Source organism: Leisingera aquaemixtae (assembly GCF_006740765.1).
Classification (GTDB): domain Bacteria; phylum Pseudomonadota; class Alphaproteobacteria; order Rhodobacterales; family Rhodobacteraceae; genus Leisingera; species Leisingera aquaemixtae.
Map to the genome: position 1 here is coordinate 861,279 of NZ_CP041159.1, position 26,180 is coordinate 887,458.

Genomic DNA, 26,180 nt, shown 5'->3' on the forward strand with positions numbered 1-26,180 from the left:
TAATGGGGCGGGGCAATGCTGCGCGCGCTTGATATCCGGGATATCCTGATCATTGACCACCTGGAGCTGAACTTTCAGCCCGGGCTCAATGTGCTGACCGGCGAGACCGGGGCAGGCAAATCCATCCTTTTGGACAGCCTGGGCTTTGTGCTGGGCTGGCGCGGCCGCGCCGAGCTGGTGCGCCAGGGGGCCAGGCAGGGCGAGGTGCTGGCGGAGTTTGAGCTGGCTGACGATCATCCGGCCCATGCGATCCTGGAAGAAGCCGGGCTGCCGGGCGGCGACAGCCTGATCCTGCGCCGGGTGAACACCGCCGACGGGCGCAAGACCGCCTGGGTCAACGACCGCCGCTGCTCGGGCGAGGTGCTGCGGGCGCTGTCGGAAACCCTGGTGGAGCTGCATGGCCAGCATGACGACCGCGGCCTGCTGAACCCGCGCGGCCATATGGCGCTGCTGGATCAGTATGCGGGCACCCAGCAACTTCTGGCCTCGGTGCGGGCGGCCTGGGCTGCGGCGGCCAAGGCGCGCAAGACGGTGGCGGCCACCCGTGCCGCACTGGACGCCGTGCGGGCCGAGGAAGAGTTCCTGCGCCATGCGGTTGCGGAGCTGGACAAGCTGGATCCGCAGCCGGGCGAGGACGAAACACTGGATGTCCGCCGCCGTCAGATGCAGGCGGCTGAGCGCATCCGCGGCGATATAGCCCGCGCCCATGCGCTTCTCAGCGAGGGCGCCGAGGCCGCCATGGGCGAGGCGCAGCGCTGGCTGGAGGGCGTCTCTGGCCGGGAAGACGATACCGGCCTGGACGAGCCGCTGGCGGCGCTGAGCCGCGCGATGATCGAGCTGGGCGATGCCCAGGACGGGGTCGAGCGGGTTCTGGACAACCTGGACTTCAACCCGGGCGAGCTGGAAGACTGCGAGGAGCGGCTGTTCGCGATCCGCGCGCTGGCACGCAAGCACGGGGTGCAGGCGGATGAGCTGGGAGACTACGCCGAAACCCTGCGGTCCAAGCTGGCGGCGCTGGACGCGGGCGATCAGAACCTGGCCGACCAGGAAGCCGCGCTGAAGGCAGCGGAAGATGCCTATGCGCAAGCCGCCAAGCAGCTGGGCGCCGTGCGCCGGCAGGGGGCGGCGGCGCTGGACAAGGCGGTGATGGCGGAGCTGGCCCCGCTGAAGATGGAGCGGGCGGTGTTTGAGACCCGCATCACCACGGCAGAGCCGGGGCCGGATGGCACCGACGCGGTGGCCTTTACCGTTGCCACCAACCCCGGCGCGCCCGCGGGGCCGCTGAACAAGATCGCCTCGGGCGGGGAGCTGAGCCGCTTCCTGCTGGCGCTCAAGGTCTGCCTGCGCGGTGAGGACGCCAGCAAGACGCTGATCTTCGACGAGATCGACCGAGGTGTCGGCGGCGCGACGGCGGATGCCGTGGGGCGCCGCCTGCGCAGCCTGGCCAGCGCGGGCCAGGTGCTGGTGGTGACCCACTCGCCGCAGGTGGCAGCCCTTGGCGGCCATCACTGGCAGGTGCGCAAGCAGGTGGTCGATGGCATGACATTGTCACAGGTGGTGCCGCTGGATGGCACCGAGCGTGTGGATGAGCTTGCCCGGATGGTGTCCGGTGATACCATCACCAACGAGGCCCGCGCTGCAGCCCGCGCATTGCTGGCCGGATAACCCGCCGCAAAACCTGGCCGGGTGAGGGTTCTTTAACTGGCGTCATGGCAGTTGTAGGCCATTGATAACAAAAAAGACCCGCTGACAGGTTATGGTGCAAGAAATACTTTCGTCCCTTTCCGCAATCTCCCTGCAATGGCTGGCCGGCCTGAAAGACATCTGGCGGGTGCTGCGCCATCGCGGCCCCAGCCAGTTTCAGTTCTGGCTGATCGCGCTGCTGATCGGCATTGCCGCGGGCTTTGCCGCGCTGTTCTTCCGCAAGGGGATCGCGGCGCTGCAGGCCTGGGTCTATGGCGCGCCCGATGTGGATTATCTGCACAGTTTTGCGCAGGGTCTGCCGTGGTATGTGCTGGTGACGATTGCGGCGGGCGGCGGGCTGGTGGTCGGCCTGATCCTCGACCGCTTCACCCCGGACGGGCGGGTGCGCTCGGTCGCCGATGTGATCGAGGGCGCGGCGCTGCACGACGGGCGCGTCGAGCACAAGGAGGGGCTGGCCTCGGCGCTGGCCTCCTTCATCACCCTGTCGACCGGCGGCTCCTCGGGGCGCGAAGGGCCTGTCGTGCATATGGCGGGGGTGATCTCCAGCTGGGTCAGCAACCGGATCAATGCTGATGGTATCACCGGGCGCGACCTGTTGGGCTGTGCGGTGGCGGCGGCGGTGTCTGCCAGCTTCAACGCGCCGATTGCCGGCGCCCTGTTCGCGCTGGAGGTGGTGCTGCGCCACTTCGCGGTCAACGCCTTTGCGCCGATCGTCATCGCCTCGGTTGCGGGCACCGTGATCAACCGGCTGGAATACGGCGATGTCACCGAATTCACCCTGGTCACACCCGGCGCGCTGCAGTTTTACGTGGAGCTGCCGGCCTTCCTGATTCTGGGACTGATCTGCGGCCTTGTGGCGGTGGTTGAGATGCGGGCGATCTTCTTTGCCGACAAGGTGGGCAGCAAGGTGCAGGCGCGCCTGTGCCTGCCGCGCTGGCTGCGCCCGGCGGTCTCGGGTGCCATGCTGGGGGGGATTGCGGTCTGGTATCCGCACATCATCGGTGTCGGCTATGAGACCACGGTGCTGGCGCTGACCGGCGGGCTGCTGCTGGGGGAGGCGGTGATTTTCACCGTGGTCAAGACCGCCGCCGTGGCGATCACCATGGGCGGGCGCATGGGTGGCGGGGTGTTTTCGCCGTCGCTGATGATTGGCGCGCTCACCGGGCTGGCCTTTGGCCTGATTGCGACCTCGGTGCTGCCGGACGTGTCGGGCACCCATACGCTTTACGCCTTTGCCGGCATGGGGGCGGTGGCCGCCGCGGTGCTGGGCGCGCCGATTTCCACCACGCTGATCGTGTTCGAGCTGACCGGCGACTGGCAGATCGGCCTGGCTGTGATGGTCTCTGTCTCGATGTCCACCGCGCTGGCGTCGCGGCTGGTGGACCGGTCCTTCTTCCTGACCCAGCTGGAGCGGCGCGATATCCACTGCGCGGCCGGCCCGCAGGCCTATCTGCTGGCGCTGATCCGCGCGGGTGCCGTGATGCGGCCGATGGGCGACAGCCGCTGCGCCAGCCTGGAGGACTGCCAGAAGCTGGCGGAGGAAGGGCTATGCATCCGCGCCTCCGCCTCGCTGGAGGCCGCGATGCCGGTGTTCGACCGCGCCGACGTGCCCTATCTCCCTGTGATGATGGCGGAAAACGGCACCGAGGAGATTATCGGCGCGCTTTACCACGTGGATGCGCTGAAGGCTTATAACCGCGCCCTTGCCGCCACGGCTGCCGAGGAACATAGGTAAGACGCACGAAAGACCAGCCAGCGCCTGCGGACCCGGGGTTTCACTTGCAGGGCAGGGCGCTGCGCCCTGTGGTCCGGAATGCGCCAGGGGGAAATTGGCCCGGATCTTCCCCGCATCTGTGAGAAATCCGCTACAGGTAAATAGAAAGTTAAGATTTGCATTGCCCAGCGGCTGAGCCTTCTACAACACTGCAACCATAACATAGCAAGACTTACTCACTTCGGTAGGAAACTCATGCGCAAATTCGAAATCGGCCCGCAAGAGGCTGGTGCGAAAAATAAGGCGAGCGAGCGGGAAAATGAACGGGCGGCCCTGGAGGCGGTGATCAACTATGCGATCCAGTGTGCCCGGGAAACGGATATCCTTGGCGCAGGCGATGCGCTGGAGGAAGCCAGGCTGAATCTGAGCCGCGCCATTCTCACCTAGCCCTTATCTTTCGCAACCCCGCCGTATCGGCCTCCGCCCCCAGGGGGCAGAGGCGCTGCTGTGCTGCTGCGGCAGCCGTTGGCTTGCCGCAGGGCGCGCCGCACCAGGCTCCGCCGCCTCCGCACCGCTATCTAACCCCTGGCGGAGCGCCGGCACCAAAACACCGGCGCCAGGGCGCCGGTGCGAGCCGGATTGCAATCTGCATCCTGAAACCTGAAACAGGAACCGCACGCTGGCGGCGGCGCAGGGCCGCCGCAGCCGGGCAGGCGGGTCAGACCTGTTCGACCTTGACGGAGTCGCTCAGCACAAACGCTAGATGGCCCTTGATCTCTGCTGCATCCTCCTTGGGGTTCTCATAGCTCCAGGCCGCGTTTTCGGTGACCGAGGATTTGTTGGCGATCGAGAAGTAGCTGGCCTCGCCCTTGTGCTCGCACCGGGTGGTTTTGCTGGTGCGGTCCAGGAACGCCATGGCAATGTCGTCGCGCGGGAAATAGATGACCGGATCCAGACCGCCCTCCGACAGCTCCAGCGCATTGGAAGTTTCGCCCAATACGGCGCCGCCGGAACGGACGACCCAGGTGCCTTCGGCCTTACGGATACGGATATTTGTCATGCGTGATTTCCCACTTTCTTCATTCGTGTCATCTTTTGTTCAGTCTATGTAACAGCCGGGTGTCAGACCCGGGTCACAAAGGCGCGGTTGCGGCATCAAGCCACGCCTGCGCGGCGGGGCTGAGCTGCGGTCCGATCTTTGCTGCAACCTCCCGGTGATAGCTGTCGAGCCAGTCTTTCTCGTCCGCTGTCAGCAGGGAGGCATCCACCAGCCGCCGGTCTACCGGGGCAAAGGTGAGCGTGCGCCAGCACAGCATGTCGCGCTCCGGGTCGCTGGTGTCAAGGGCCGGGGCCTGCTCAGCCACCAGAAGGTTCTCGATGCGGATGCCAAAGGCGCCTTCGCGGTAGTATCCCGGCTCGTTGGACAGGATCATGCCCGGTTCCAGCGGCACATGGCTGGTGCGGGCCAGCCGCTGCGGCCCTTCGTGGACGCTCAGATAGGCGCCGACGCCGTGGCCGAGGCCGTGGTTGAAGTCCTGCCCGGCCAGCCACAGCGGCATCCGCCCGATGCACTCGATATCGCGGCCCGCCAGCCCCTTGGGCCAGCGCAGCCGGGACATCGCGATCATGCCCTGCAGCACGCGGGTATAGGCGGCGCGCTCTTCCCCGCCGGGGGTGCCGATGGCAATGGTGCGGGTGATGTCGGTGGTACCGTCCAGATACTGGCCGCCGCTGTCCAGCACCAGGAGGTGGCCGTCCTCCAGCCGGGTGTTGGTCTCTTCGGTCACGCGGTAGTGCATGACGGCGCCGTTTTCGCCGGTGCCTGCGATGGTTTCAAAGCTGATGTCGCGCAGGGCGGGGTCCTCGCGGCGCAAGCTTTCCAGCTTCTTCACCACGTCAATCTCGGTGAGGGTGCCGGGCGCCTGCGCGTCGAGCCAGGCCAGCATCTCCACAATCGCGGCGCCGTCGCGCAGGTGGGCTGCGGCGCTGCCTGCGATCTCGGCGGCGTTCTTGCGCGCCTTGGGCAGGGCGCAGGGGTCGCCCGCCGCCACCAGCCGCTCGCCAAGCGCATCGGCCACGATCTGCGGCAGGGTGCCGGTGTCTGCGGCGGCAGAGCCGTTGAGGGAGGACGCGGCCTTGAGGAAGTCTTCAGGCGGATGCACGGTGACGGAGCTGTCGAAATGGCCCTGCAAGCCGTCCAGCTTCTCTGCCGCCATGAACAGGTCCACCCGCGCGTCGCTGTGCAGGATGGCAAACCCATGCGCCACCGGGTTGCGCGCCACATCGCTGCCGCGGATGTTCAACAGCCACATGATGCTGTCGGGCAGGGTGATCACTGCCGCCGCCTGGCCGGCCGCGCGCAGGTCCTTGGCGAGGCGCGCGCATTTGTCTGCGCTGCTTTTGCCTGCATAATCCAACGGGTGCGCGGCCACCGGGTTCATCGGCGGCGCGGGCTGGTCCTGCCATATCCGGTCCACCAGGTTTTCGCTTTGCGCCAGGGTGATGCCGCTGCCCTTCAGCGCTTTCGTGAGGGATGTGATCTGCCCGGCCGCATGCAGCCAGGGGTCGAAACCGACCTTGCCGCCATTGGGGAGCTGTTCCTTCAGCCAGTCCGCCAGCTGCACCTCGGGCCAGGGCACGGGGGTGTAGTCCGCCGCCACCTGGCGTTTCACCTGGGTGCGGTAGCGCCCGTCGATGAAGACGCCGGCACTGTCCTGCAGCACGGCGCAAAACCCGGCCGAGCCGGTGAAACCGGTGAGCCAGCTGAGGCGCTCATCATGGGGCGCCACATATTCGCCCTGATGGGCATCGGCGCGGGGCACCAGAAAGCCGTCCAGGCCTTCCGCCGCCAGTTCCTTGCGCAGGGCGGCCAGCCGGGGCGGGCCCTGTTCCGGGCGGGCGGTCACATCGAAGGTCTGATACATCGGCGTCTCTCCAGCTGAAGGGCAGGGCGGCACGCGGCAGGGGATCCCGGCCGCCGTGATAGGGAAAAGGCGCGGCCAGGGCGCGCGCCTTTGTTGTCCCAGATCACCTCTGTGCTGGCAAGGGCAGCGGCGGCGGGAAACCACCGGATCTGACGGAACAGGACCGGCGGCGGCTCCCGCCCGGCCATGAGGGCATCCAGAATGCCCTTTGGCCCGTTGGGCCAAGCGCCGGATGCCAGCGGCATCCGGCGCCGCCGCGCGCGTCAGCGCGCGGCCGTGCCCAAGGCTGAGGACGGCATCTTTGATGCAGACCGACGGCGCGGGAGTGCCCCCTCGCCGGTTGCGCTGCGAGGTCAGCTGGCGCGCTTGATGCCCATCACCCGGGCGCGGGCGCGCGGGTCGCTGTCGAACAGGGCGGCCAATTGCTCGGTCATCGCACCGGCCAGCTGCTCCACATCGGTGATCGTCACCGCGCGCTCGTAATAGCGGGTCACGTCGTGGCCGATGCCGATCGCCAGCAGCTCCACCTGTTTTTTCTTCTCCACCATGGCAATCACGTCGCGCAGGTGTTTCTCCAAGTAGTTCGCCGGGTTCACCGACAGCGTCGAATCGTCAACCGGGGCACCGTCGGAGATCACCATCAGGATCTTGCGCGCTTCGGGCCGGTGCATCATCCGCCGGTGCGCCCATTCCAGCGCCTCGCCGTCGATGTTTTCCTTCAAGAGGCCCTCTTTCATCATCAGGCCGAGATTGGTGCGGGTGCGGCGCATCGGGGCATCCGCACCCTTGTAGATGATGTGGCGCAGGTCGTTGAGGCGTCCGGGCTGCTGCGGCCGGCCCTCGTTCAGCCAGGCCTCTCGGGCCAGGCCGCCCTTCCAGGCGCGGGTGGTGAAGCCGAGGATCTCGACCTTCACGTTGCAGCGCTCCAGCGTCCGGGCCAGCACGTCAGCGCAGATCGCGGCGATGGAGATCGGGCGGCCGCGCATCGAGCCGGAGTTGTCCAGGAGGAGCGTCACCACGGTGTCGCGGAATTCGGTGTCCTTTTCGACTTTGAACGAAAGCGGCGTCGTCGGGTTGGCGACCACGCGGGCGAGGCGGCCCGCGTCCAGGATGCCTTCCTCGCGGTCGAACTCCCAAGAGCGGTTCTGCTGCGCCTGCAGGCGGCGCTGCAGCTTGTTGGCCAGCCGGCTCACCGCGCCCTTCAAGGGCTCCAGCTGCTGGTCGAGATAGGCGCGCAGGCGCTCCAGCTCGGCCGGTTCTGCCAGATCCTCAGCGTTGATTTCCTCGTCATGGGCGTCCTGGAACACCTTGTAGTCTGGATCGGCCTCGGAGACCGGCGGCGGGGCAGGCGGCTCCAGCGGCGCCTCGCCGTCGGGCATCTCGGTGTCCTCGGCCAGTTCCTCGTCGGCCATCTCGTCCATCGAGACCTGGGCCTGGCTCTCGTCCTGCTGCTGCTCCTGGCTCTGCTCGGGGGACGCGTCGGCCTGCTCCTCGTCGGAGTCATCCTGGCCGGTGCTGTCCGGATCCTGCTGCTCCTCGGCGTTCTCCTCGGCCTCGTCGCCCGCGTCGTCGTCCATATCGTCCGGGTCATCGCCGAGCTGGTCGCCATAGCCGAGGTCAGAGATCACCTGCCGCGCCAGTTTCGCAAAGGCAGCCTGATCCGCGATGGTCTCGTCCAGGTTCTCCAGCGTGCCGCCGGCTTGGGATTCGATGAACCCGCGCCACAGCTCCATGATGTTGGCAGCGCCTTCGGGCAGCGGACGGCCGGTGGCCAGATGCCGGATCAGATAGCCGGCAGAGGCGGCCAGCGGTGCCTCGGAGGAGGATTTCATCTGGTCATAGCCGCGCCGGATCGATTCGTTGCGGATCTTGACGTCGATGTTCGACGCGGTGCCGGGCATATGCCGCGCGCCCATCGCCTCGCAGCGGGCGGTTTCCATTGCCTCATAGAGATCGCGGGCCATTTCGCCCTGCGGCACGTATTTCGCGTGGGTGGCGTCGTCGTGGAACTTGTGGCGCAGCGCCAGTGCATCCGCGGTGCCGCGGGCCAGCAGCACCTCCTCGCGGCTCATCCGGCGGGAGACCTGCGGCAGCCGCATCGAGTCGCCCGACAGCCCCGAGGGGTCGACCGTGTAGGTGACGGTCAGCTCCGGGTCGTTGGCCATGACCTTGGTGGCCTCAGTCAGCGCCTTCTTGAACGGATCGGCGGGGTTGTCGTTGGGCTTTTTCATTTCGTCATCGCCACTTCATCAAGGCTGCAGCGTCCGGCCGCGAGATCGGCCAGGACCGACACATGCACATCCAGCGCGTCAATTACGGTATAACCTGGGTCCTGATTGTCAAAGGCCAGGTTCAGGTCGGTGCCCGCCAGGACAATTGCCTCCGCACCCAATTCGTCAACCATCCGCCGCCCGGCATCGAGCATCTGGCTCCGCTGGCCGGCGGTGCAGCTGCCGGAGACCGCCATGTCCTGGTAGGTCTGCCCCAGGGTGTCGATCTCTTCGTCCAGCGCTACGGCGCTGGTCTGGTGCAGCTGGCCGTAAACACGGGTCCGCATCACCACGCGGGTGCCCAGCAGGCCAACCCGGCGGATCCCTTGCGCCGCGAAATAGTCATCCAGCGGTGCAACGCCCGAAATCACCGGCAGGGACGAGAGCGCATTCATCTCTTCAACGCAGTAATGCGCCCCCAGCGAGGTCAGCGCCACGCAATCGCAGCCGGCGCCTTTCAGGCTGTCGATCTGGCGGGCAAAGATCTCTGCCTGCAGGGCACGTTCATCGGCCAGGTTGTTGCGGATCAGGGTCTGTATGTCACCGTGGCTGATGGTGAGATCCAGCTTGCCGCCCAGCCGGTCCACCGCAGCGGTCAGCCGCTGGTAGTAGACGATGGTGGCCGCAACGCCGATCCCGCCAATCAAGCCAATGTGCATACGGTTCGTCCTGTCTGCTTACCCCAGGCTCACGCTTGCGGCGCTTTCCGGCAGCTCTTCGTCAAAGCAGCGCTGGTAGAACTCGGCCACGGTCTGGCGCTCCAGCTCGTCGCATTTGTTCAGGAACGACAGGCGGAAGGCATAGCCCACGTCGCGGAAGATCTCGGCGTTCTGGGCCCAGTTGATCACCGTCCTCGGCGACATCACGGTGCTGAGGTCGCCGTTCATGAAGGCGGTGCGGGTCAGGTCGGCAACGGTTACCATCTGGCTGATCGTCTTGCGGCCCTTCTCGGTGTTGTAATGCGGCGCCTTGGACAGAACGATGGCGCTTTCGGCGTCATGGCTTAGGTAGTTCAGCGTCGAGACCAGCGACCAGCGGTCCATCTGGGCCTGGTTGATCTGCTGGGTGCCGTGGTACAGCCCGGTGGTGTCGCCCAGGCCAACGGTGTTGGCGGTGGCAAACAGGCGGAAGAACGGGTTCGGGGTGATGATCTCGTTCTGGTCCAGGAGCGTCAGCTTGCCGTCATGCTCCAGAACGCGCTGGATCACGAACATCACGTCGGCGCGGCCCGCGTCGTATTCGTCGAACACGATGGCAACCGGGTTGCGCAGCGCCCAGGGCAGGATGCCCTCGTGGAATTCAGTGACCTGCTTGCCGTCGCGCAGCTTGATCGCGTCCTTGCCGATCAGGTCGATCCGGGAGATATGGCTGTCGAGGTTCACACGCACCGAGGGCCAGTTGAGGCGGGCGGCGACCTGTTCGATGTGGGTCGATTTGCCGGTGCCGTGGTAGCCCTGGATCATCACCCGGCGGTTGTGGCTGAAGCCCGCCAGAATGGCCAGCGTGGTTTCCGGGTCGAACTTGTAGGTCGGGTCCAGCGCCGGCACCCGGTCGGAGCCGTCGGCAAAGCCCTTGACCGTCATATCCGTGTCGATCCCGAACACATCGCGCACCGAAATTGCTTCGGTCGGTTTCGCATTCATGTCCACAAAGCCGTCGGTCATCCCAGTCGATCCTTATCTCGCTTCCCTGCCATCAGGGTCCAATCCGCGGGATTGGTGCCCGATCTGGCGCGCGAGGGCAAGGGGAACTATGGCAGGAAGCCAGCTGACGCCGCGATTGCAGCGGAACTGGACGGACGGTTGAGGCGGCCTCACGCACAGCGCCCCCGGCCGGGCAGCAGGGGGCGCGTTTTGCCGGCGACCGCGACGCTTGGGGGGATAGGCTGCGGCCGGCACATCTTTGCCTAACCGGTGACGGCGGGCCGGGTCAAAGAAATAAAAAGTCTATCATTAGCTTTCGGCAAAAGACCGCCCATCGCCTGCGGCGCCGGGCGGCCTGCGCTGCCGGCGTCAGCGGGCCCGGGACAGGATCCGGGCGGGATCAGGCAGCCAGGGGCTGCTGGGGCAGCTCCAGACCGGTCAGAAGGCCGATCTCGCGGCGCAGGCTGCCGCCCAGATGCTCCGGCTTGGCATAAGCCAGGCAGATCTTGTCGAAAGCGCGAAAACGGATCGGCACCGCCCCTGCGGCTTTCGCCGCCGTAAACAGACCGCTCGACCGGGCCGCGCTGGCGGTGGCCTGGGTCACCGCTTCGGGGCCTTCCAGAATGATCTGCAGCGTGCCGCCGCAGCGGATCATCATGCCGGTGGCCCCGCCCTTTTGCATCGCCGGGCGGTTCTGGCTGATGAACCGGGCGATCTGCTGATGGGTGGTGCCGGGGGCGAGCTTGGCGGTGATGACGAGGCGGTGCATGGGCGGTCTCCTGTAAATTGGCGGCAGCTGTGAGGGCCGGGTGCGCTGAGGTTTCGATAAATTCAATCTAAACGAGAGAACCGGAATTTGCGCGCCAGCAAAGGTATAGAATTGCCGCCCGGCAGGCGGCAGAAGCGCGCCCGCCTATCCTTTGGGATACCCGCCTGGACCTTGTAGGGGGGACGAGGGCTGCACCGGGCGCTGGACACCGGCCCCAGGACAATCTGCCTCAGGAGGATCTCGCCTGGGAGGATCTCTCCCAGGACAAAGTAAAAGAGCGGCCCCAAGGCCGCCCTTTGCGCATCACTGCTTTGCCGGGCTTACTTGAAGCTGCGGCTGTCCTTGATCTGATCCCAGGCCCACATGACCTCCTGCAGCTGCTCCTCCTGGCTGCGGTCGCCGCCGTTGATGTCCGGGTGCAGCACCTTGATCAGCTTCTTGTAGGCCTTGCGGATATCGGCCTTGGTCCAGTCGTCCCTGGCCTCCAGGATCTCGATGGCACGGCGCTCGGTGGGCGGCAGGCGGCGGCCCGTCTTGGCGCCGCGGCCCGGGTTCTGGGTGGCATTGGCACCCAGAACCTGATGCGGGTCCTCGATGCCCAGCCGCGCCCACGCGCGGGCCTCAGGGTCGCCCATCGGCTTGGTCTGGCGCTCCCAGACCTTGTCCTTGGAGCGCTGCGCATTCAGCTCCGCTTCGGTGGTGCCCTCAAAGAAGTTCCACTTGTTGTTGTACTCGCGCACGTGCTCCTGGCAGAACCAGAAGTAGTCATCCAGCACGTCGGGCGCCTTGGGCGCGCGGAACTTGCCGGCTTCCTCGCAGCCATCCTTGTCGCAGACGCGTACGGAGGTCTCCGACGCACCGGTAGCGGCCCGCCGCCCGCGCGGGTTCTTCTTCTTGGCAGAGCGGATGGACATATCGAAGCCAAAGGGATCGGATTTGGTCATGGGGCGCACCTTCTAGACGCTTCTGTTCGACTCGGAGGCAGCAGTTTAGTCTAAGGGGCGCCAGATTGAAGGGGGCGCGCCGAAAAATTTATGGGGATGAGCGGAAAATGAACGTGAAGCAGGAAATGGAAGCGGCCTTGCAGGCGGCCTTTGCACCGAGCGCGCTGGAGGTGGTCAACGAAAGCCACAAGCACGCGGGCCATGCGGGCGATGACGGCTCCGGAGAGAGCCATTTTGCGGTGCGGATCCGGTCGGAGGCGTTCGGCGGCATGAGCCGGGTGGCCCAGCACCGCGCCGTTCACAAGGCGCTGGGCGGGATCGTGCCGCGCATCCACGCGCTGGCGCTGGATACCGGCGTCTGATCCCGAAGGGGGAGGATCAGTCCTCCCCGTCGCCCTTCTGCGCGGCCCGGTTCTTCAGTGCGGCGGTCACGCCGGACACCGGGCTGAGCTCTTCGACGCCGTCATCGGCCTGCATCCTGGCGGCTCCGGCGCCCGGAACCGGCGTGGCGCCGCCGGGAGCTTCGGGGTCGCCTGCGGTGGCAGTCAGCGGCGGTTCGCTGTGGCGGAACTCCACGGTGGTGGCGGCCTGGGCCGGAGCCTGCGCGGTTTCCGGCTGCTCCGCAGCAAGCACGCGGCGGAACACCAGGACGTTGCGCCAGTTCGTGGTGGAGCCGGTCAGCCCGGAGCGCTCCTCGCTCGGCAGCAGCTCCGCGCGCTGAAACTCCCAGCCCTCGGCCGCCATCTCGTTCAGCAGGATCTCGATCGAATTGGCAAAGCGCGCCTCGGGTGTCTTCACCCCCTTCGCCTTGGTGCCCTTGGCAGGGGCGGGCACCACCTTGTACTCAAATGCTTGCATGAACGTCTCCTGTTTCGGCCTGCAGCTTTAGCGGAAAGGCGGGAGCGGTCAAGGGCCGGAGCGGCTGCGAAGGCCCGGCGCTTCGCCGTTCTCCGGCGCGGAAAACGGCCCGGAAATCACATGCTTTCCGAGCCGGAGTTTTCGCAAAATTCCGGGTCCGTCTGCCGGTTCAGCCCTCCGCCGCGGCCATCTGCACCAGCGTCAGGCAGACTTCGGTGGCCTTGGCCATGTCCTGCACCGAGATCCATTCCAGCGGCCCGTGCACGTTCTGCATGCCGGTGAAGATGTTGGGCGTGGGCACCCCCAGTTCGGTCAGCCGCGAGCCGTCGGTGCCGCCGCGGATCGGGGTGGTGATAGGGGGGATCCCATGCGCGCGGCACGCGGCCAGTGCCAGCTCCACCGGGGTCATGTCGTTTTCCAGCCAGTAGCGCATGTTGCGGTACTGCGGGTAAATCTCGCAAGTGATCTCCGCCCGCGGTTCCGTGGCCTGCACCGCCTCGCAGACCTTGCGCAGCAGATCGCCCTTGGCCGCCAGCCCGTCCAGTTCAAAGTCGCGCAGGATCAGCTTGATTTCCATCTCAGAGGAGCCGCCGTTCATATCGGTGATATGGATGAACCCTTCGCGCCCGTCCGTGGTTTCCGGCGTCATCGTGGCCTGCGGCAGCGTCTGCACGATCTTTGCCGCCAGATGCGCGGCGTTCACCAGCTTTTCCTTGGCCCAGCCGGGGTGGATCGAGACGCCCTTGATGCGCACCACCGCGCGGTCGGCAGAGAAGCTCTCATAGACGATCTCGCCCGCGTCGCCGCCGTCCAGCGTATAGGCGAAGGCCACGCCCAGATCCTTGGGCAGCTGCTCGCCCACACCGCGCCCGATCTCCTCGTCCGGGGTGAAGGCGAGGCGGATATGCGGGTGTTTGATGTCCGGATTGGCCAGCAGATGCCGGGCCAGCGTCATCACGATGGCCACGCCCGCCTTGTCATCCGCGCCCAGGAGGGTGAGGCCCGAGGCGGTGATCAGGTCGTCGCCCTGTTTGGAAGCAAGGTAGGCGGATTTTTCCGGCGACAGCACCAGCGCGGGGTTGTCGGGGAAAGTGACGTCAGAGCCATCGTAGCTCTTGATCACCCGCGGCTTCACACCGCTCGCGTTGAACTGCGGGGCGGTGTCGACATGGGCAAGGAAGCCAATCGCCGGCCCCGGTGCGGTGGCGGGAACGGTCGCCAGAACCACGCCGTAGTCTGTCAGCTGCACATCCTGCGCGCCGATCTCCTGCAGCTCCGCCACCAGCAGGTTCAGCATATCGAACTGGATTTCGGTGCTGGGGGTCGCGGCTGAGGTCTCGTCGCTCTGGCTGTCGATGGCGGCGTAGCGGACCAGACGGTCCTCGAGTTCCTGGTCGAAAATGCGGGTCATGGGGCCTCCGGGATTTTGGCAGGAGGAAACCCGCTGGCGCGGGGAAGGTCAAGCGGCGGCACATTTGACGGGGGAGTGAGGCGGTTTGAGACAGCGCGAAGGGCAGCGCCTGACCGCGGGTGGGGGCGAAGCCCCCGCCCATGGGGGCGGTCGGGGGCTGCCCGGCGTGCCGCCAGGAGGAAGATTAGAAAGGACAGCACCCGGTGCATAGGGGGTGCACAAGGGGTGCACGCATGGCACCCCCGATAACGGCAAGAAGAAGGGCGCCGCGAGGGGCGCCCTTTAAAATTCCGTTTCCTGCCGGGCTCAGCCGCCCAGTTTCTTGGCGACCAGCTCGTTCACCGCCTTGGGGTTGGCCTTGCCGCCGGTGGCTTTCATCACCTGGCCGACAAACCAGCCTGCCAGTTTCGGGTTCACCTTGGCCTTCTCCACCTGCGCCGGGTTGGCGGCGATAATCTCGTCCAGGGCGGTCTCGATAGCGCCGGTATCCGTCACCTGCTTCATGCCGCGTTCCTCGACGATCTGCGCCGGGTCGCCGCCCTCGGAATAGACGATCTCGAACAGGTCCTTGGCGATCTTGCCGGAGATTGCGTCCGAGGCGATCAGGTCGATGATGCCGCCCAGCTGTGCAGGCGAAACCGGGGATTCGGTGATCGTGTGGTCTTCTTTCTTCAGACGGCCGAACAGCTCGTTGATGACCCAGTTGGCAGCCAGCTTGCCGCTGCGGCCCTTGGCGGTTTCCTCGAAGAAGGCGGCCGATTCCACATCTGCGGTCAGCACCGAAGCGTCATAGTCGGAGAGGCCGAAGTCGTTGATGAAACGCGCTTTCTTCTCGTCCGGCAGTTCCGGCAGACTGGCGGCGATTCCGTCCACCCAGTCCTGCTCGATTTCCAGCGGCAGCAGGTCCGGGTCGGGGAAATAGCGGTAGTCATGCGCCTCTTCCTTGGAGCGCATGGAGCGGGTCTCGCCCTTGTCCGGGTCATACAGGCGGGTTTCCTGCATGATCTCGCCGCCGCTTTCCAGAATTGCGATCTGGCGGCGCGCCTCGACCTCGATGGCCTGCTGGATGAAGCGCATGGAGTTCATGTTCTTGATCTCGCAGCGGGTGCCGAGGTGGCTGAAGTCCTGGGTTTCCTGGTACTTCTCGTACTGGCCGGGCAGGCAGACCGAGACGTTCACGTCGGCGCGCAGGTTGCCGTTCTGCATGTTGCCGTCGCAGGTGCCGAGATACTGCATGATCTGGCGCAGCTTGGCGATATAGGCCGCCGCTTCTTCCGGGCCGCGGATGTCGGGGCGGGAGACGATCTCCATCAGGCAGACGCCGGTCCGGTTCAGGTCGACGAAGGACATGTTGGGATCCATGTCGTGGATCGACTTGCCCGCGTCCTGCTCCATGTGGATGCGTTCGATCCGCACGGTGCGCGCGGTGCCGTCGCCCAGTTCCACCAGCACTTCGCCTTCGCCCACGATGGGGTGATACAGCTGCGAAATCTGGTAGCCCTGCGGCAGGTCGGGATAGAAGTAGTTCTTGCGGTCAAAGGCCGACCACAGGTTGATATCGGCCTTCAGGCCCAGGCCGGTGCGCACCGCCTGCTCGACGCAGTACTCGTTGATTACCGGCAGCATGCCGGGCATCGCCGCGTCCACAAAGGCTACGTTGGAGTTCGGCTCGGCACCGAACTTGGTGGAGGCGCCGGAGAACAGCTTGGCATTTGAGCTGACCTGGGCATGCACCTCCATGCCGATGACCAGTTCCCAGTCATGCTTGGCGCCCGCGATCACTTTGGGCTTGGGGAGTTCATATGTCAGGTCGAGCATGGTTTTCCGCCGTATCCGAATGTCAGTTGCAGTGACATGGTGCGATATTTCATCGCCACAATATCATTTTCAGTTGCACAGCGTTCTAGGCCCGGCGGCGCGCAGGGGCAAGAGGGCAGGTGGCGCGGATAACTCTGAGCGGTGCCGATACTTCTTGTTTTGCACGGGCTGCAAGCCCGGGCAGCGCCCGTCCGTCCCCATGGGCGGGCGTTTTGCTTCCGCCCGCGGACGGGCGCTGCCGTTCGCAATGGTTCGCCTGTGCCTGATTCAGCCTCTTGGCGGGGTGCATCAGGAGGGCTAGAACTGGCAGCCCGAACAGACTTTCAGGAGGCCGCCTTGGACACATCCGCCCGCATCAGCCAGACCATTGCCACGGAAATCGGCGCCGCTGCCAAGCAGGTGAGCGCTGCGGTGGCGCTGCTGGATGAAGGCGCCACCGTGCCCTTCGTCGCGCGCTACCGCAAGGAGGCGACGGGCGGGCTGGATGACACCCAGCTGCGCACCCTGGCGGAGCGTCTGGACTACCTGCGCGAGCTGGAAAAGCGTCGGGCGGCCATCCTCGAGTCGATCAAAGGTCAGGACAAGCTGACCGACGATCTGGCTGCGTCGATTGCCAAGGCGGAGACCAAGGCGCAGCTGGAGGATATCTATCTGCCTTACAAGCCCAAGCGGCGCACCAAGGCGATGATCGCCCGGGAAAACGGGCTGGAGCCGCTGGCGGATGCCATTCTGGACAATCGCAGCGCCGATCCCGAGAAACTGGCCGAAGGATATTTGACCGAGGCGGTGGCCACGGTGAAGGACGCGCTGAACGGCGCGCGGGATATCCTGACCGAGCGGCTGATCGAGAATGCGACCCTTTTGGGCAGGCTGCGGGAGTTCCTGCAGAAGGAGGCGGTGCTGTCTGCCAAGGTGGTCGAGGGCAAGGAGCAGAAGGGCGCCAAGTTCTCTGATTACTTCGACCATTCCGAGCGCTGGGCGGATGTGCCCTCGCACCGGGCGCTGGCGATGCTGCGCGGCTCCAACGAAGGCGTGCTGACGCTGGACGTGGGGCCGGAGCCGGAAGAGGGCGTGGCGCGCGCAGAGGCGATGGTGGCGGCCGTGCTGGGCGCGGGCGGCAACGGGCCGGGCGACGTGTGGCTGCGCAAGGTGGCTGGCTGGTGCTGGCGGGTGAAGCTGTCGCTCTCGATGATGCTGGAGCTGATGGGCGACCTGCGGGCCCGCGCGCAGGAAGATGCCATTCAGGTCTTTGCCCGCAACCTCAAGGACCTGCTGTTCGCAGCTCCGGCCGGTGCGCGGCCGACCCTCGGGCTGGACCCGGGCATTCGCACCGGCGTCAAGGCGGCGGTGGTTGATGCGACGGGCAAACTGGTGGCCACAGAGACCCTGTACCCGTTCCAGCCGAAGAACGATCTGCACGGCGCGCAGGTGTCGATCGTGAAACTGATCGCCGAACACGGCGTCGAGCTGATCGCCATCGGCAACGGCACCGCCAGCCGCGAGACCGAGCGGATGGTGGCGGAGGTGCTGCAACACCTGCCGGCCAAGATCAAGGCGCCGACCAAGGTGGTGGTGAGCGAGGCCGGCGCCTCGGTCTATTCCGCGTCTGAGCTGGCGGCGCGGGAGTTTCCGGATCTGGACGTATCCCTGCGCGGGGCCGTGTCGATTGCGCGCCGCCTGCAGGACCCGCTGGCGGAGCTGGTGAAAATCGAACCCAAGAGCATCGGCGTCGGCCAGTACCAGCACGATGTGGACCAGCACAAACTGTCGAAATCGCTGGAGGCGGTGATCGAGGATGTGGTGAACGCGGTGGGAGTGGACCTCAACATGGCCTCGGCGCCGCTCTTGTCCCATGTCTCGGGCCTTGGCCCTGGCCTGGCGGAGGCGATTGTGGCGCATCGGGATGTGAACGGGGCGTTTGCCTCGCGCAAGGAACTGCTGAAAGTGGCGCGGCTGGGTCCCAAGGCATTTGAGCAATGCGCGGGCTTCCTGCGCATCCGCGACGGAAAAGAGCCGCTGGATGCGTCCTCTGTGCACCCCGAAAGCTATGATGTGGCGCGCAAGATCGTGGCCGCCTGCGGGCGCGATATCCGCCAGATCATGGGGGACGGCGCGGCGCTGAGGCCCTTGCGGGCCGAGGATTTCGTGGGCGGTGGCGTCGGTCTGCCCACCGTGCGCGACATTTTCCAGGAGCTGGAAAAGCCGGGCCGCGACCCGCGCCCGTCCTTCGTGACGGCGTCCTTCAAGGACGGGGTGGAAGAGATCACCGACCTGAAACCCGGCATGGTCCTGGAGGGCACGGTGACCAATGTCGCGGCCTTTGGGGCGTTTGTGGACATCGGGGTGCATCAGGACGGGCTGGTGCATGTCAGCCAGTTGGCCGACCGGTTTGTGAAAGACCCGCATGAGGTGGTGAAGACCGGTCAGGTGGTCAAGGTCACCGTCACCGAGGTGGACGTGCCGCGCAAGCGGATCGGGCTGACCATGAAGAAGGACGGCGGCGCCTCTGCCAAGGAGGACCGCAATGCCCGCAGCCCGGCCAAAGGCGCAGGCCCGGGCCGCGGCGGCAAGCCTGGCAGCCCTCAGGGCGGCAAGGGCAAGATGTCTGCTGGCCCCAGGGGCGGCCAGGGCAAGGAGCAGGGCTCAGGCCAAAGTACAGGCGCGCTGGGCGCGGCCCTGATGGACGCCTTCAAGAAGAAATGACGAAACGGGGCTTCGGCCCCAATTCGATGAGGACAGGCCCGGGCTGGCCGTGTTCGCCGCAATGGTGCGATGAGCGCCCGCCCGGGCGGACGCGTGCCCGCCGCTGGCGCGACGGGCAGTGGCTGCCGCTGACGGCTAGTTTTTTTGGGGATGTGAAAGCTGCGGCCGCCGGATCAAGCGGGGCTGAACTCCAGCCCTTGTTCGGTAAAGGCAACCTTCTGGCCTCCTTCGATCTCCTCGCGGAACTGGGTGGCGATGGCCTGCAGCGCGCCAGCATGGCCGCGGGCGGCAAAGCGGCTGAGCGAGGTGATGCGGGCGCTGTTGTCGAAGCCTTCGGCGGCATGGGCCCAGACCAGCGGGTGCAGCTCCTTCAGGTGGTCGCGGATCAGCCAGCCGGCGGCGGCGGCGATCTTGAGGCGCGGCACATCGGCCTGAATATTGCGGCCCAAGTCCTTGCGCAGCGCAACCGTGCAATAGGCCGCCAGCAGGTTGATCATCTCCTGCGACGGGTCGGCCTGCACGATATCCCTGAGACCGTCGAGGAAAAACCGGGTGTCGACCCGGGCGCAGGCCTGATCGTCGATGGCGATGGCGTCGAAATAGACCCAGGTGTAGCCGCCTGCGCCCCAGGTCTGCGCGGTGCGCGCGGCGGTGCGGCGGGCCTCAAGCTCCAGCGCCGCATAAGAGCCGGACCAGCGCGGCAGCATCTGGGTGCCCAGCGTGCGCATGTGGCGGTGGTTGGCGGGGGCCAGGTCGATCAGCGCGGCAAAGGCATCCGCCACCGGCAGGGTGCCGCTGCTGCTGCGGGCAAACAGGGCGCATTGCGCTGCCTGGAGGAAGGGGCTGTCCCCGCTGTCCCCCTCAATAGGTTCCAGCAACGCCGCGGCGCGGTCGAAATGCGCGGCACAGCGGCGCTGGCTGGCAGCCGGGGCGGCGGGGGCGTTGCCGGGGCCGCGCCAGGCCCAGCCGATATCGATATGGGCCAGCGCCACCAGCGCCGTCAGATAGGGGTCGTGGCGGTGCTCGGCCCGCAGCGCTTCAAACGCCATCAGCCCGCGGATCAGGCTGCGGTTGCCGGTATCCTTCTGTTCAGAGAGGGCATGTTCGGTCGCGTTGACCACATCGGCGCGCGCGCCATAGGCGATAAGATCGGCCAGCGGCAGGCCGCAGCGGGCGGTGGCGCGGCTCTGGTCGGCCTCCCGGATTTCGAGCGAGAGGTCCTCCCAGCGTTCCTGGCGTGCCAGAAACTGGCCGCGGTTCTGGGCTTGCAGGCAGTCGGGATCGCCCTGGGCGCTGCGGATCGGGATGGACAGGCTGTCCGCCAGGCTCCGGTTCAGAAGCGTGTCGGAGGGGGCTGGGACTGGGACGGGCCGGATGCGGGCGGCAGGCCGGGTTTTGCGGGGCAGCAGACCTGAAATCCGGGACAGAAGTTCCCGTGCCTGCCGAGACTGTGTGATCATTTGTGCTTCCTGACGAGTGGCAGCTTATCGTTGCTGACAGTGTCGTCTGGCAATGGGGCGCAAAGATGGCGGCACTGAGGAACTTGACGTACTTCAGCGGTTTATTGCGCATCGCTGTCTGCAATTCGGGATTGTTTTCCCGGAGGTTTAACACAAGGCCTTCAGAACGCCGTAAAATGGTGCCGTTCGGTGCGCAATCCGCGCATTTGGAAGGCCGGGTCAGCCTCGGCGTGGGGCGGTGTCGCCTCCTGCGGCAGCCGGATCCGCTTGCCGCTGCGCAGGATCAGCGTGGCCCGCACCGAGAAGTCCCAGCGGGTGTCAAAACGCACCCGGTCGATCTCGCTCAGATCCGCTTCGCCAGTCAGGCCGCCGCTGAACCATTCGACCCTGTTCCGGGAAATCCTGAGACCTGCCAGCGGGTTGCGGATCAGGTCCACCACGGCGGGCAGAGCGGGCAGGGCCAGCAGGGCCACCAGCCACAGCGCCGCGTCCAGCACCAGCCACAGCACCACAAGCGCGGCCAGCCAGCCGCCTGTTGCCAGCATGGCGGTCTTTGACCGGCCCCGGCGGGAGAAGCTGTAGTCCTCCGCCGGGGCTGGCGTGTCGGGAGTGTCAGGCATCCAGGATCCGGGTGACCATCTCCGTGGTGTCGCGGCTCAGGCCGTCTGTGCCGGCAATCCGGGTCAGCTGGGCACGGATCAGCGACTGGCGGCCCGCGTCATAGCGCTTCCAGGTTTGGAAGGCGGCGCACATGCGGGCGGTGGTCTGCGGGTTCAGCTTGTCCAGCGCGATCAGGTTGTCCGCCAGCAGCTGATAGCCCTCGCCGCTGGCGTGGTGGAAGCCTGCGTGGTGGCCCGCCAGCGCGCCGAACACAGCGCGGAAGCGGTTGGGGTTCTTCATGCTGAACAGCGGATGCCTGGTGAGAGCCGCGGCGGTGGCGGCGGTTTTTTCTGGCGCGGCGCAGGCGATTTGCAGGGCAAACCATTTGTCCATCACCAGCCGGTCGTCCTGCCACTGGTTGAAGAAGGCCTGGCTTTGCGCCTCGCCATTCTCGGCCTTCAGCAGCGCGCCCAGGGCGGCGTACTGCTGGGTCATGTTGTCCGCGGCCTGATACTGGCGCGCGGCCTGTTCGCCGCCGTCCAGCCGGGTCAGCAGCGACAGGATGCGGCCATTGAGGGCCCGCTTGCCCGCACCCTCGGCGTCCGGCGCATAGGGGCCGTCGACCGTGGTGGCGGCATACAGCCGGGGCAGGCTGGTATCCAGCTGCTGCGCCAGGGTCTGGGTAAAGGTTTCTGCCGCGTCATAGATCTTCTGCGGGTCCGGGGTGTGGCCGCGGTCAAAGAGGGTCTGCGCAATATCCGACTGGCTGGGCGGCGTCAGCACCAGGGCGCGGAAGGCCGGGTCCTGTTCGTCGTCGCGCACCAGTTTCTCCAGCGCATCCAGATAGGCCGCATCGGGGGCGGCGCCGTCCAGCACCATCGCGACGCGGACCTCCTTGGCCAGCGCGTTGCCGGCCTCCCACCGGTTGAAGGGATCGGTATCATGGGCCAGCAAGAAGGCGCGTTCGGCGTTGGTGGTCTCGCGCTCCAGGATCACCGGGGCGGAGAATTCCCGCAGGATCGACGGCACAGGTTTGGAGGCGAGGCCTTGATAGGTGAAGCTTTGCTTGGCTTCCGTCAGCTCCAGCACTTCGGTGCCGCGCACTTCGTCGCCGTTGGGCGACAACAGGCCCACCGCCACCGGGATCACCCGCGGCGCCTTGTCCGGCTGGCCCGGGGTGGGCGGGGTCGATTGCTCGAACGTCAGGGTGTAGGTGCCATCGGCGTAATCCTCGGAGACTTTCAGGCGCGGGGTGCCCGCCTGACTGTACCACAGCTTGAACTGGCTGAGGCCGCGCCCGGTGGCATCCTCGAACACCTTCAGCCAGTCCTCGATCGTGCAGGCCTGGCCGTCGTGGCGCTCGAAATAGAGCTTCAGCGCCTTGTAATAGTTCTCATCGCCCACCAGCCGCTTCAGCATACCGATCACCTCGGCGCCCTTTTCATAGACGGTGGCGGTGTAGAAGTTGTTGATTTCCTGGAATTGTTCCGGGCGCGGCGGATGGGCGAGGGGGCCGTTGTCCTCCGGAAACTGGCGGGCGCGCAGCGCAATCACATCCTCAATCCGCTTCACCGGCTCCGAGCGCATGTCGGCGGTGAACTGGGCGTCGCGGAACACCGTCAGCCCTTCCTTCAGGCACAGCTGGAACCAGTCGCGGCAGGTGATGCGGTTGCCGGTCCAGTTGTGGAAATACTCATGGGCGATGATCGCCTCGATCCGTTCGAAATTGGCATCCGTGGACGTCTCGGGCGAGGCCAGAACGCAGGAGGAGTTGAAGATGTTCAGCCCCTTGTTCTCCATCGCGCCCATGTTGAAATCATCGACCGCCACGATGTTGAACAGGTCGAGGTCATATTCGAGGCCATAGACGTCCTCGTCCCATTTCATCGACTTCTTCAGCGCCTCCATGCCGAAGGCGCATTTGTGCTCGTCGCCCGGGCGGACCCAGATATTCAGCTCCACCTCCTTGCCCGATTTTGTGGTGAAGCTGCCGGGGTGGTTCACCAGATCGCCCGCCACCAGCGCAAACAGATAGGCTGGTTTCGGCCAGGGGTCATGCCATTCGGCCCAGCCCTCGCCCTGGCCCATGGGGTTGCCGTTCGACAGCATCACCGGCTCGTCGCCCTCGATCCGGACGGTGAAGGTAGACATTACGTCGGGGCGGTCCGGGTAATAGGTGATCTTGCGGAAGCCCTCGGCCTCGCACTGGGTGCAATACATGCGGTTCGACATGTAAAGCCCCTCCAGCGCGGTGTTGCCAGCCGGGTTGATCTCCACCTCGGCCTCCCAGGTGAAGGGGGCGCCGGGCACCTCGCATGTGAGGCCGCCCTCGACCAGCTCTGGCGTCACTTCCTGGCCGTCGATCTTGGCTGAGATCATCTTAAGCTCCTCACCGTGCAGGAAAAACGTCCTGTCCGCCGCATCCGGTTTGGGCGCGAAGCGGATCCGGCTGATAACGCGGGTGGTTTCCGGCGCCAGGCGGAAAGTCAGGTGAACGCTTTCTGCGCCATACCCGAACGGCGTGTAATCCTTCAGGTAAAAGGTCTTGGGGGCGGTGGCGGGGCTTGCATCTTTCACGGCGGAACCTCGTGTTTTATGGAACCGGAGCGGGGGCCGGCACGTAGTTACCATAGTCGTAGGCAACACCGGGCGGAGCGGCAAGCCGTCCTGCGCCTCAATTTGTATTGGAGAGGAGTTCAGCCATGTCCGCACCGGATACCAACGTCGACCGTCAGACAGAAAAGCACAAACCGTCGCTGCTGGGGATCGGCGCCGTGGTGGTGTTTGCGCTGGTTGCGCTGGGGCTGTTCCTGCTGATGGTCTTTGACCGCGGCGGCGAGCAGGACAAGGTGGAAGCGCCGGCTTCCGCCGCCGAGGTTCAGGCCGTGATCGACGGGACCGCCGACTGACCGGCGGACCGGCAAAGCATGTTTCCGGGGCGTGCAGGGCAACCTGTGCGCCCTTGTGCCGTTTGGGGACGCGCGATGCCGCTGCATTTTCGGAAATCCTATTGGCACTTTCTTGAAAATCAAGAAATTGCGTTTGGTTTCACCGGGAGGCTGTTTTGTTGCTGATCGGAAACTTCTGCCCTAACTAGGTAACAGCATACAGTGGTGTACCGCCGGAAGGAGCAAGTCATGAGCCGGGTCGAGAAACAGGGAATTCAGGTTGCGCCAGAACTGGCGGATTTCATTGAGAAACAGGCGCTGCCCGGCACCGGTGTCGAGGCCGAGGCGTTCTGGAAAGGCCTGGCGGAGCTGGTCAACGGCTTCGGGCCGGAAAACCGAGCGCTGCTGGCCAAGCGCGAGGACATCCAGGCCAGGATCGACGCCTGGCACATCGCCAACCGGGAAAAGCCGCATGATCACGAAGCCTACAAGGCGTTCCTTGCGGAGATCGGCTACCTGCTGCCGGAGGGCGGCGATTTCGAGATCGAAACGCAGAATGTCGACCCCGAGATCGCATCGGTGCCCGGACCGCAGCTGGTGGTGCCGATCACCAATGCCCGCTATGCGCTGAACGCGGCGAACGCGCGCTGGGGCAGCCTGTATGATGCCTTCTATGGCACCGATGCCATGGGCACGCCTGCCCCCAAGGGCGGTTATGACAAGGGCCGCGGCGCACGGGTCGTTACGCGGGCGCGAGTGTTCCTGGATGAGGCCTTTCCGATTGACGGCGCCAGCCACGGCGATGTCCGCCGCTATTACGTGCAGGACGGCCAGTTGCTGATCGACGATCTCCCGTTGTCGCAGCCGGAGAAATTCGCAGGCTACCGCGGCAACCCCAAGGCGCCGGAATCCGTACTGCTGCGCAACAATGGCTTGCATGTGGAGCTGGTCTTTGATCGCGCCCATGCGATTGGCGCGCGCGATCAGGCGGGCCTTGCAGATGTGCGGCTGGAAAGCGCGATGTCGGCGATCATGGACTGCGAGGACTCGGTTGCCTGTGTCGATGCCGAGGACAAAGTGCTGGCCTATTCCAACTGGCTGGGCCTGATGAAGGGCGATCTGGAGACCAACCTGGAAAAGGGCGGCAAGATCATCACCCGCCGCCTGAACCCGGACTTCGGCTTCACCGCGCCGGATGGCTCCGCCAAGACCGTGAAGGGCCGCGCCCTTCTGTGGGTCCGCAACGTCGGCCATCTGATGACCAACCCGGCGGTGCTGGATAGGGACGGCAACGAGGCTTTCGAGGGGCTGCTGGATGCGCTGATCACCGTGCTGATCGCCAAGCACGACCTGAAACGCGAGGGCGGCAACTCCGCTCTGGGCTCGGTCTATGTGGTCAAGCCCAAGATGCACGGGCCGGAGGAAGTGGGTTTCACCAACCGGATCTTCGATAAGGTCGAGGACATTCTGGGCCTGCCGCGCCACACCGTGAAAATCGGTATCATGGATGAGGAGCGCCGCACCTCGGTGAACCTCAAGGAATGCATCCGCGCCGCCAGGCACCGGGTGGCTTTCATCAACACCGGTTTTCTGGACCGCACCGGCGATGAGATCCACACCTCGATGGAGGCGGGGCCGTTCTCCCGCAAGGATTTCATCAAGCGCAAGGGCTGGATCGGGGCCTATGAGAACCTGAACGTGGATATCGGCCTGGAATGCGGTCTGTCCGGAAAGGCGCAGATCGGCAAGGGCATGTGGGCGATGCCCGACATGATGGCGGCGATGCTGGAGCAGAAGATCGAGCATCCGAAATCCGGCGCCAGCTGCGCCTGGGTGCCGAGCCCGACCGCCGCCACGCTGCACGCGCTGCACTACCACAAGGTCGATGTGTTCGCGGTGCAGGAAAAGCTGAAGGCCGGCGGACGCCGCGCCCATGTGGACGGCATCCTGGAAATCCCGCTGGCCACCTACCGCAAGTGGACGCCCGAGCAGATCGCCCGCGAGGTGGACAACAATGCGCAAGGGATCCTGGGCTATGTGGTGCGCTGGATCGACCAGGGCGTCGGCTGCTCCAAAGTGCCGGATATCAACAACGTCGGCCTGATGGAGGACCGCGCCACCTGCCGGATTTCCGCCCAGCATATCGCCAACTGGCTGCATCACGGCGTGGTCAGCGAGGACGAGGTGATGGGCAGCTTGCGCAAGATGGCCAAGGTGGTGGACGAGCAGAACCGCGGCGACAACAGTTACCGCCCGATGGCGCCGGGCTTTGACACCATCGCCTTCCAGGCGGCCTGCGATCTGGTGTTCAAGGGCCGGGTACAGCCCTCGGGCTATACCGAGCCGGTGCTGCACGCCCGCCGTCTGGAGCTGAAGGCCCAGGAATCTTCGGCCTGATTGCGTCAAACTGACCCCGGGAAACAGTTTCCCGGAAATAACGGGTAGTCAAAGGGGGCCTTTTGGCCTCCTTTTTC

20 protein-coding genes are annotated in these 26,180 nt (G+C 65.7%); 7 read left to right on the forward strand and 13 right to left on the reverse strand.

The window, feature by feature from the left end; translation table 11 throughout:
• Positions 1-15 precede the first annotated feature (15 nt).
• The 3 genes from recN (at position 16) to R2C4_RS05895 (ending at position 3,865) form a co-directional block, all read left to right on the forward strand.
• Positions 16-1,665: a DNA repair protein RecN gene (recN, locus tag R2C4_RS05885; protein WP_141889946.1), complete on the forward strand. Its 1,650-nt coding sequence runs from the start codon at positions 16-18 to the stop codon at positions 1,663-1,665.
• Positions 1,666-1,756: 91 nt separating this feature from the next.
• Positions 1,757-3,439 (forward strand): chloride channel protein, encoded by a 1,683-nt coding sequence (locus tag R2C4_RS05890; protein ID WP_141889947.1) that lies wholly within the window; start codon positions 1,757-1,759, stop codon positions 3,437-3,439.
• Positions 3,440-3,673: 234 nt separating this feature from the next.
• Positions 3,674-3,865 carry a hypothetical protein gene (locus R2C4_RS05895; RefSeq protein WP_141889948.1) on the forward strand — a complete coding sequence of 64 codons (192 nt, stop codon included), beginning with the start codon at positions 3,674-3,676 and terminating at the stop codon, positions 3,863-3,865.
• A 271-nt stretch (positions 3,866-4,136) separates the two neighbouring features.
• Here R2C4_RS05895 and R2C4_RS05900 read toward each other — a convergent pair whose 3' ends face one another.
• The 7 genes from R2C4_RS05900 to R2C4_RS05930 all read right to left on the reverse strand — a co-directional run bounded on the left by R2C4_RS05900 (position 4,137) and on the right by R2C4_RS05930 (position 11,968).
• A complete protein-coding gene (locus R2C4_RS05900) occupies positions 4,137-4,478 on the reverse strand; it encodes a DUF427 domain-containing protein (protein WP_141889949.1) in 342 nt (113 codons plus the stop codon).
• A gap of 73 nt (positions 4,479-4,551) precedes the next feature.
• Complete coding sequence (locus tag R2C4_RS05905) at positions 4,552-6,342, reverse strand: aminopeptidase P family protein (protein ID WP_141889950.1); 1,791 nt, start codon at positions 6,340-6,342, stop codon at positions 4,552-4,554.
• Positions 6,343-6,695: 353 nt separating this feature from the next.
• Positions 6,696-8,573 carry a cobaltochelatase subunit CobT gene (gene cobT / locus R2C4_RS05910; protein WP_141889951.1) on the reverse strand — a complete coding sequence of 626 codons (1,878 nt, stop codon included), beginning with the start codon at positions 8,571-8,573 and terminating at the stop codon, positions 6,696-6,698.
• Positions 8,570-9,271: an aspartate/glutamate racemase family protein gene (locus R2C4_RS05915; RefSeq protein WP_141889952.1), complete on the reverse strand. Its 702-nt coding sequence runs from the start codon at positions 9,269-9,271 to the stop codon at positions 8,570-8,572. Before R2C4_RS05915 ends, cobT begins: the two co-directional genes overlap by 4 nt.
• Before the next feature lie 18 nt (positions 9,272-9,289).
• Positions 9,290-10,276: a cobaltochelatase subunit CobS gene (gene cobS / locus R2C4_RS05920; protein WP_058284445.1), complete on the reverse strand. Its 987-nt coding sequence runs from the start codon at positions 10,274-10,276 to the stop codon at positions 9,290-9,292.
• Positions 10,277-10,655: 379 nt separating this feature from the next.
• Positions 10,656-11,024, reverse strand: coding sequence for a hypothetical protein (locus R2C4_RS05925; RefSeq protein ID WP_141889953.1), 369 nt, complete (start codon positions 11,022-11,024; stop codon positions 10,656-10,658).
• Positions 11,025-11,344: 320 nt separating this feature from the next.
• Positions 11,345-11,968, reverse strand: a complete 624-nt coding sequence (locus tag R2C4_RS05930; RefSeq protein WP_141889954.1) for a J domain-containing protein — start codon at positions 11,966-11,968, stop codon at positions 11,345-11,347.
• A 107-nt stretch (positions 11,969-12,075) separates the two neighbouring features.
• Here R2C4_RS05930 and R2C4_RS05935 point away from each other — a divergent pair, with 107 nt between their 5' ends.
• Entirely contained in the window at positions 12,076-12,330 is a 255-nt protein-coding gene (locus R2C4_RS05935; protein WP_008555905.1) for a BolA family protein, read from the forward strand.
• Between the two features lie 16 nt (positions 12,331-12,346).
• On the opposite strand, the gene R2C4_RS05940 is transcribed toward R2C4_RS05935, so the two are convergent.
• The 3 genes from R2C4_RS05940 to gatB all read right to left on the reverse strand — a co-directional run bounded on the left by R2C4_RS05940 (position 12,347) and on the right by gatB (position 16,055).
• On the reverse strand, positions 12,347-12,826 hold the full coding sequence (locus R2C4_RS05940; RefSeq protein ID WP_141889955.1) for a DUF4177 domain-containing protein: 480 nt from the start codon (positions 12,824-12,826) through the stop codon (positions 12,347-12,349).
• A gap of 169 nt (positions 12,827-12,995) precedes the next feature.
• The gene (gene pepT, locus R2C4_RS05945) at positions 12,996-14,237 is read right to left on the reverse strand and encodes a peptidase T (protein ID WP_141889956.1); all 1,242 of its coding nucleotides are present in this window, start codon (positions 14,235-14,237) and stop codon (positions 12,996-12,998) included.
• Positions 14,238-14,543: 306 nt separating this feature from the next.
• On the reverse strand, positions 14,544-16,055 hold the full coding sequence (gatB, locus tag R2C4_RS05950; RefSeq protein WP_141889957.1) for an Asp-tRNA(Asn)/Glu-tRNA(Gln) amidotransferase subunit GatB: 1,512 nt from the start codon (positions 16,053-16,055) through the stop codon (positions 14,544-14,546).
• Positions 16,056-16,391: 336 nt separating this feature from the next.
• Here gatB and R2C4_RS05955 point away from each other — a divergent pair, with 336 nt between their 5' ends.
• Positions 16,392-18,758: a Tex family protein gene (locus R2C4_RS05955; RefSeq protein ID WP_141889958.1), complete on the forward strand. Its 2,367-nt coding sequence runs from the start codon at positions 16,392-16,394 to the stop codon at positions 18,756-18,758.
• Between the two features lie 173 nt (positions 18,759-18,931).
• Here R2C4_RS05955 and R2C4_RS05960 read toward each other — a convergent pair whose 3' ends face one another.
• The 3 genes from R2C4_RS05960 to pepN form a co-directional block, all read right to left on the reverse strand.
• The gene (locus R2C4_RS05960) at positions 18,932-20,218 is read right to left on the reverse strand and encodes a hypothetical protein (RefSeq protein ID WP_167510243.1); all 1,287 of its coding nucleotides are present in this window, start codon (positions 20,216-20,218) and stop codon (positions 18,932-18,934) included.
• Between the two features lie 161 nt (positions 20,219-20,379).
• Positions 20,380-20,838 (reverse strand): hypothetical protein, encoded by a 459-nt coding sequence (locus R2C4_RS05965; protein ID WP_141889959.1) that lies wholly within the window; start codon positions 20,836-20,838, stop codon positions 20,380-20,382.
• Positions 20,831-23,395, reverse strand: coding sequence for an aminopeptidase N (gene pepN, locus R2C4_RS05970; protein WP_141889960.1), 2,565 nt, complete (start codon positions 23,393-23,395; stop codon positions 20,831-20,833). The genes R2C4_RS05965 and pepN overlap by 8 nt, the downstream gene beginning before the upstream one ends.
• Before the next feature lie 125 nt (positions 23,396-23,520).
• On the opposite strand from pepN, the gene R2C4_RS05975 reads away from it, so the two are divergent.
• Together R2C4_RS05975 and R2C4_RS05980 are read left to right on the forward strand one after the other, a co-directional pair.
• A complete protein-coding gene (locus R2C4_RS05975; RefSeq protein ID WP_058284455.1) occupies positions 23,521-23,727 on the forward strand; it encodes a hypothetical protein in 207 nt (68 codons plus the stop codon).
• Positions 23,728-23,955: 228 nt separating this feature from the next.
• Positions 23,956-26,103 carry a malate synthase G gene (locus tag R2C4_RS05980; protein ID WP_141889961.1) on the forward strand — a complete coding sequence of 716 codons (2,148 nt, stop codon included), beginning with the start codon at positions 23,956-23,958 and terminating at the stop codon, positions 26,101-26,103.
• The last annotated feature ends 77 nt before the right edge of the window (positions 26,104-26,180 follow it).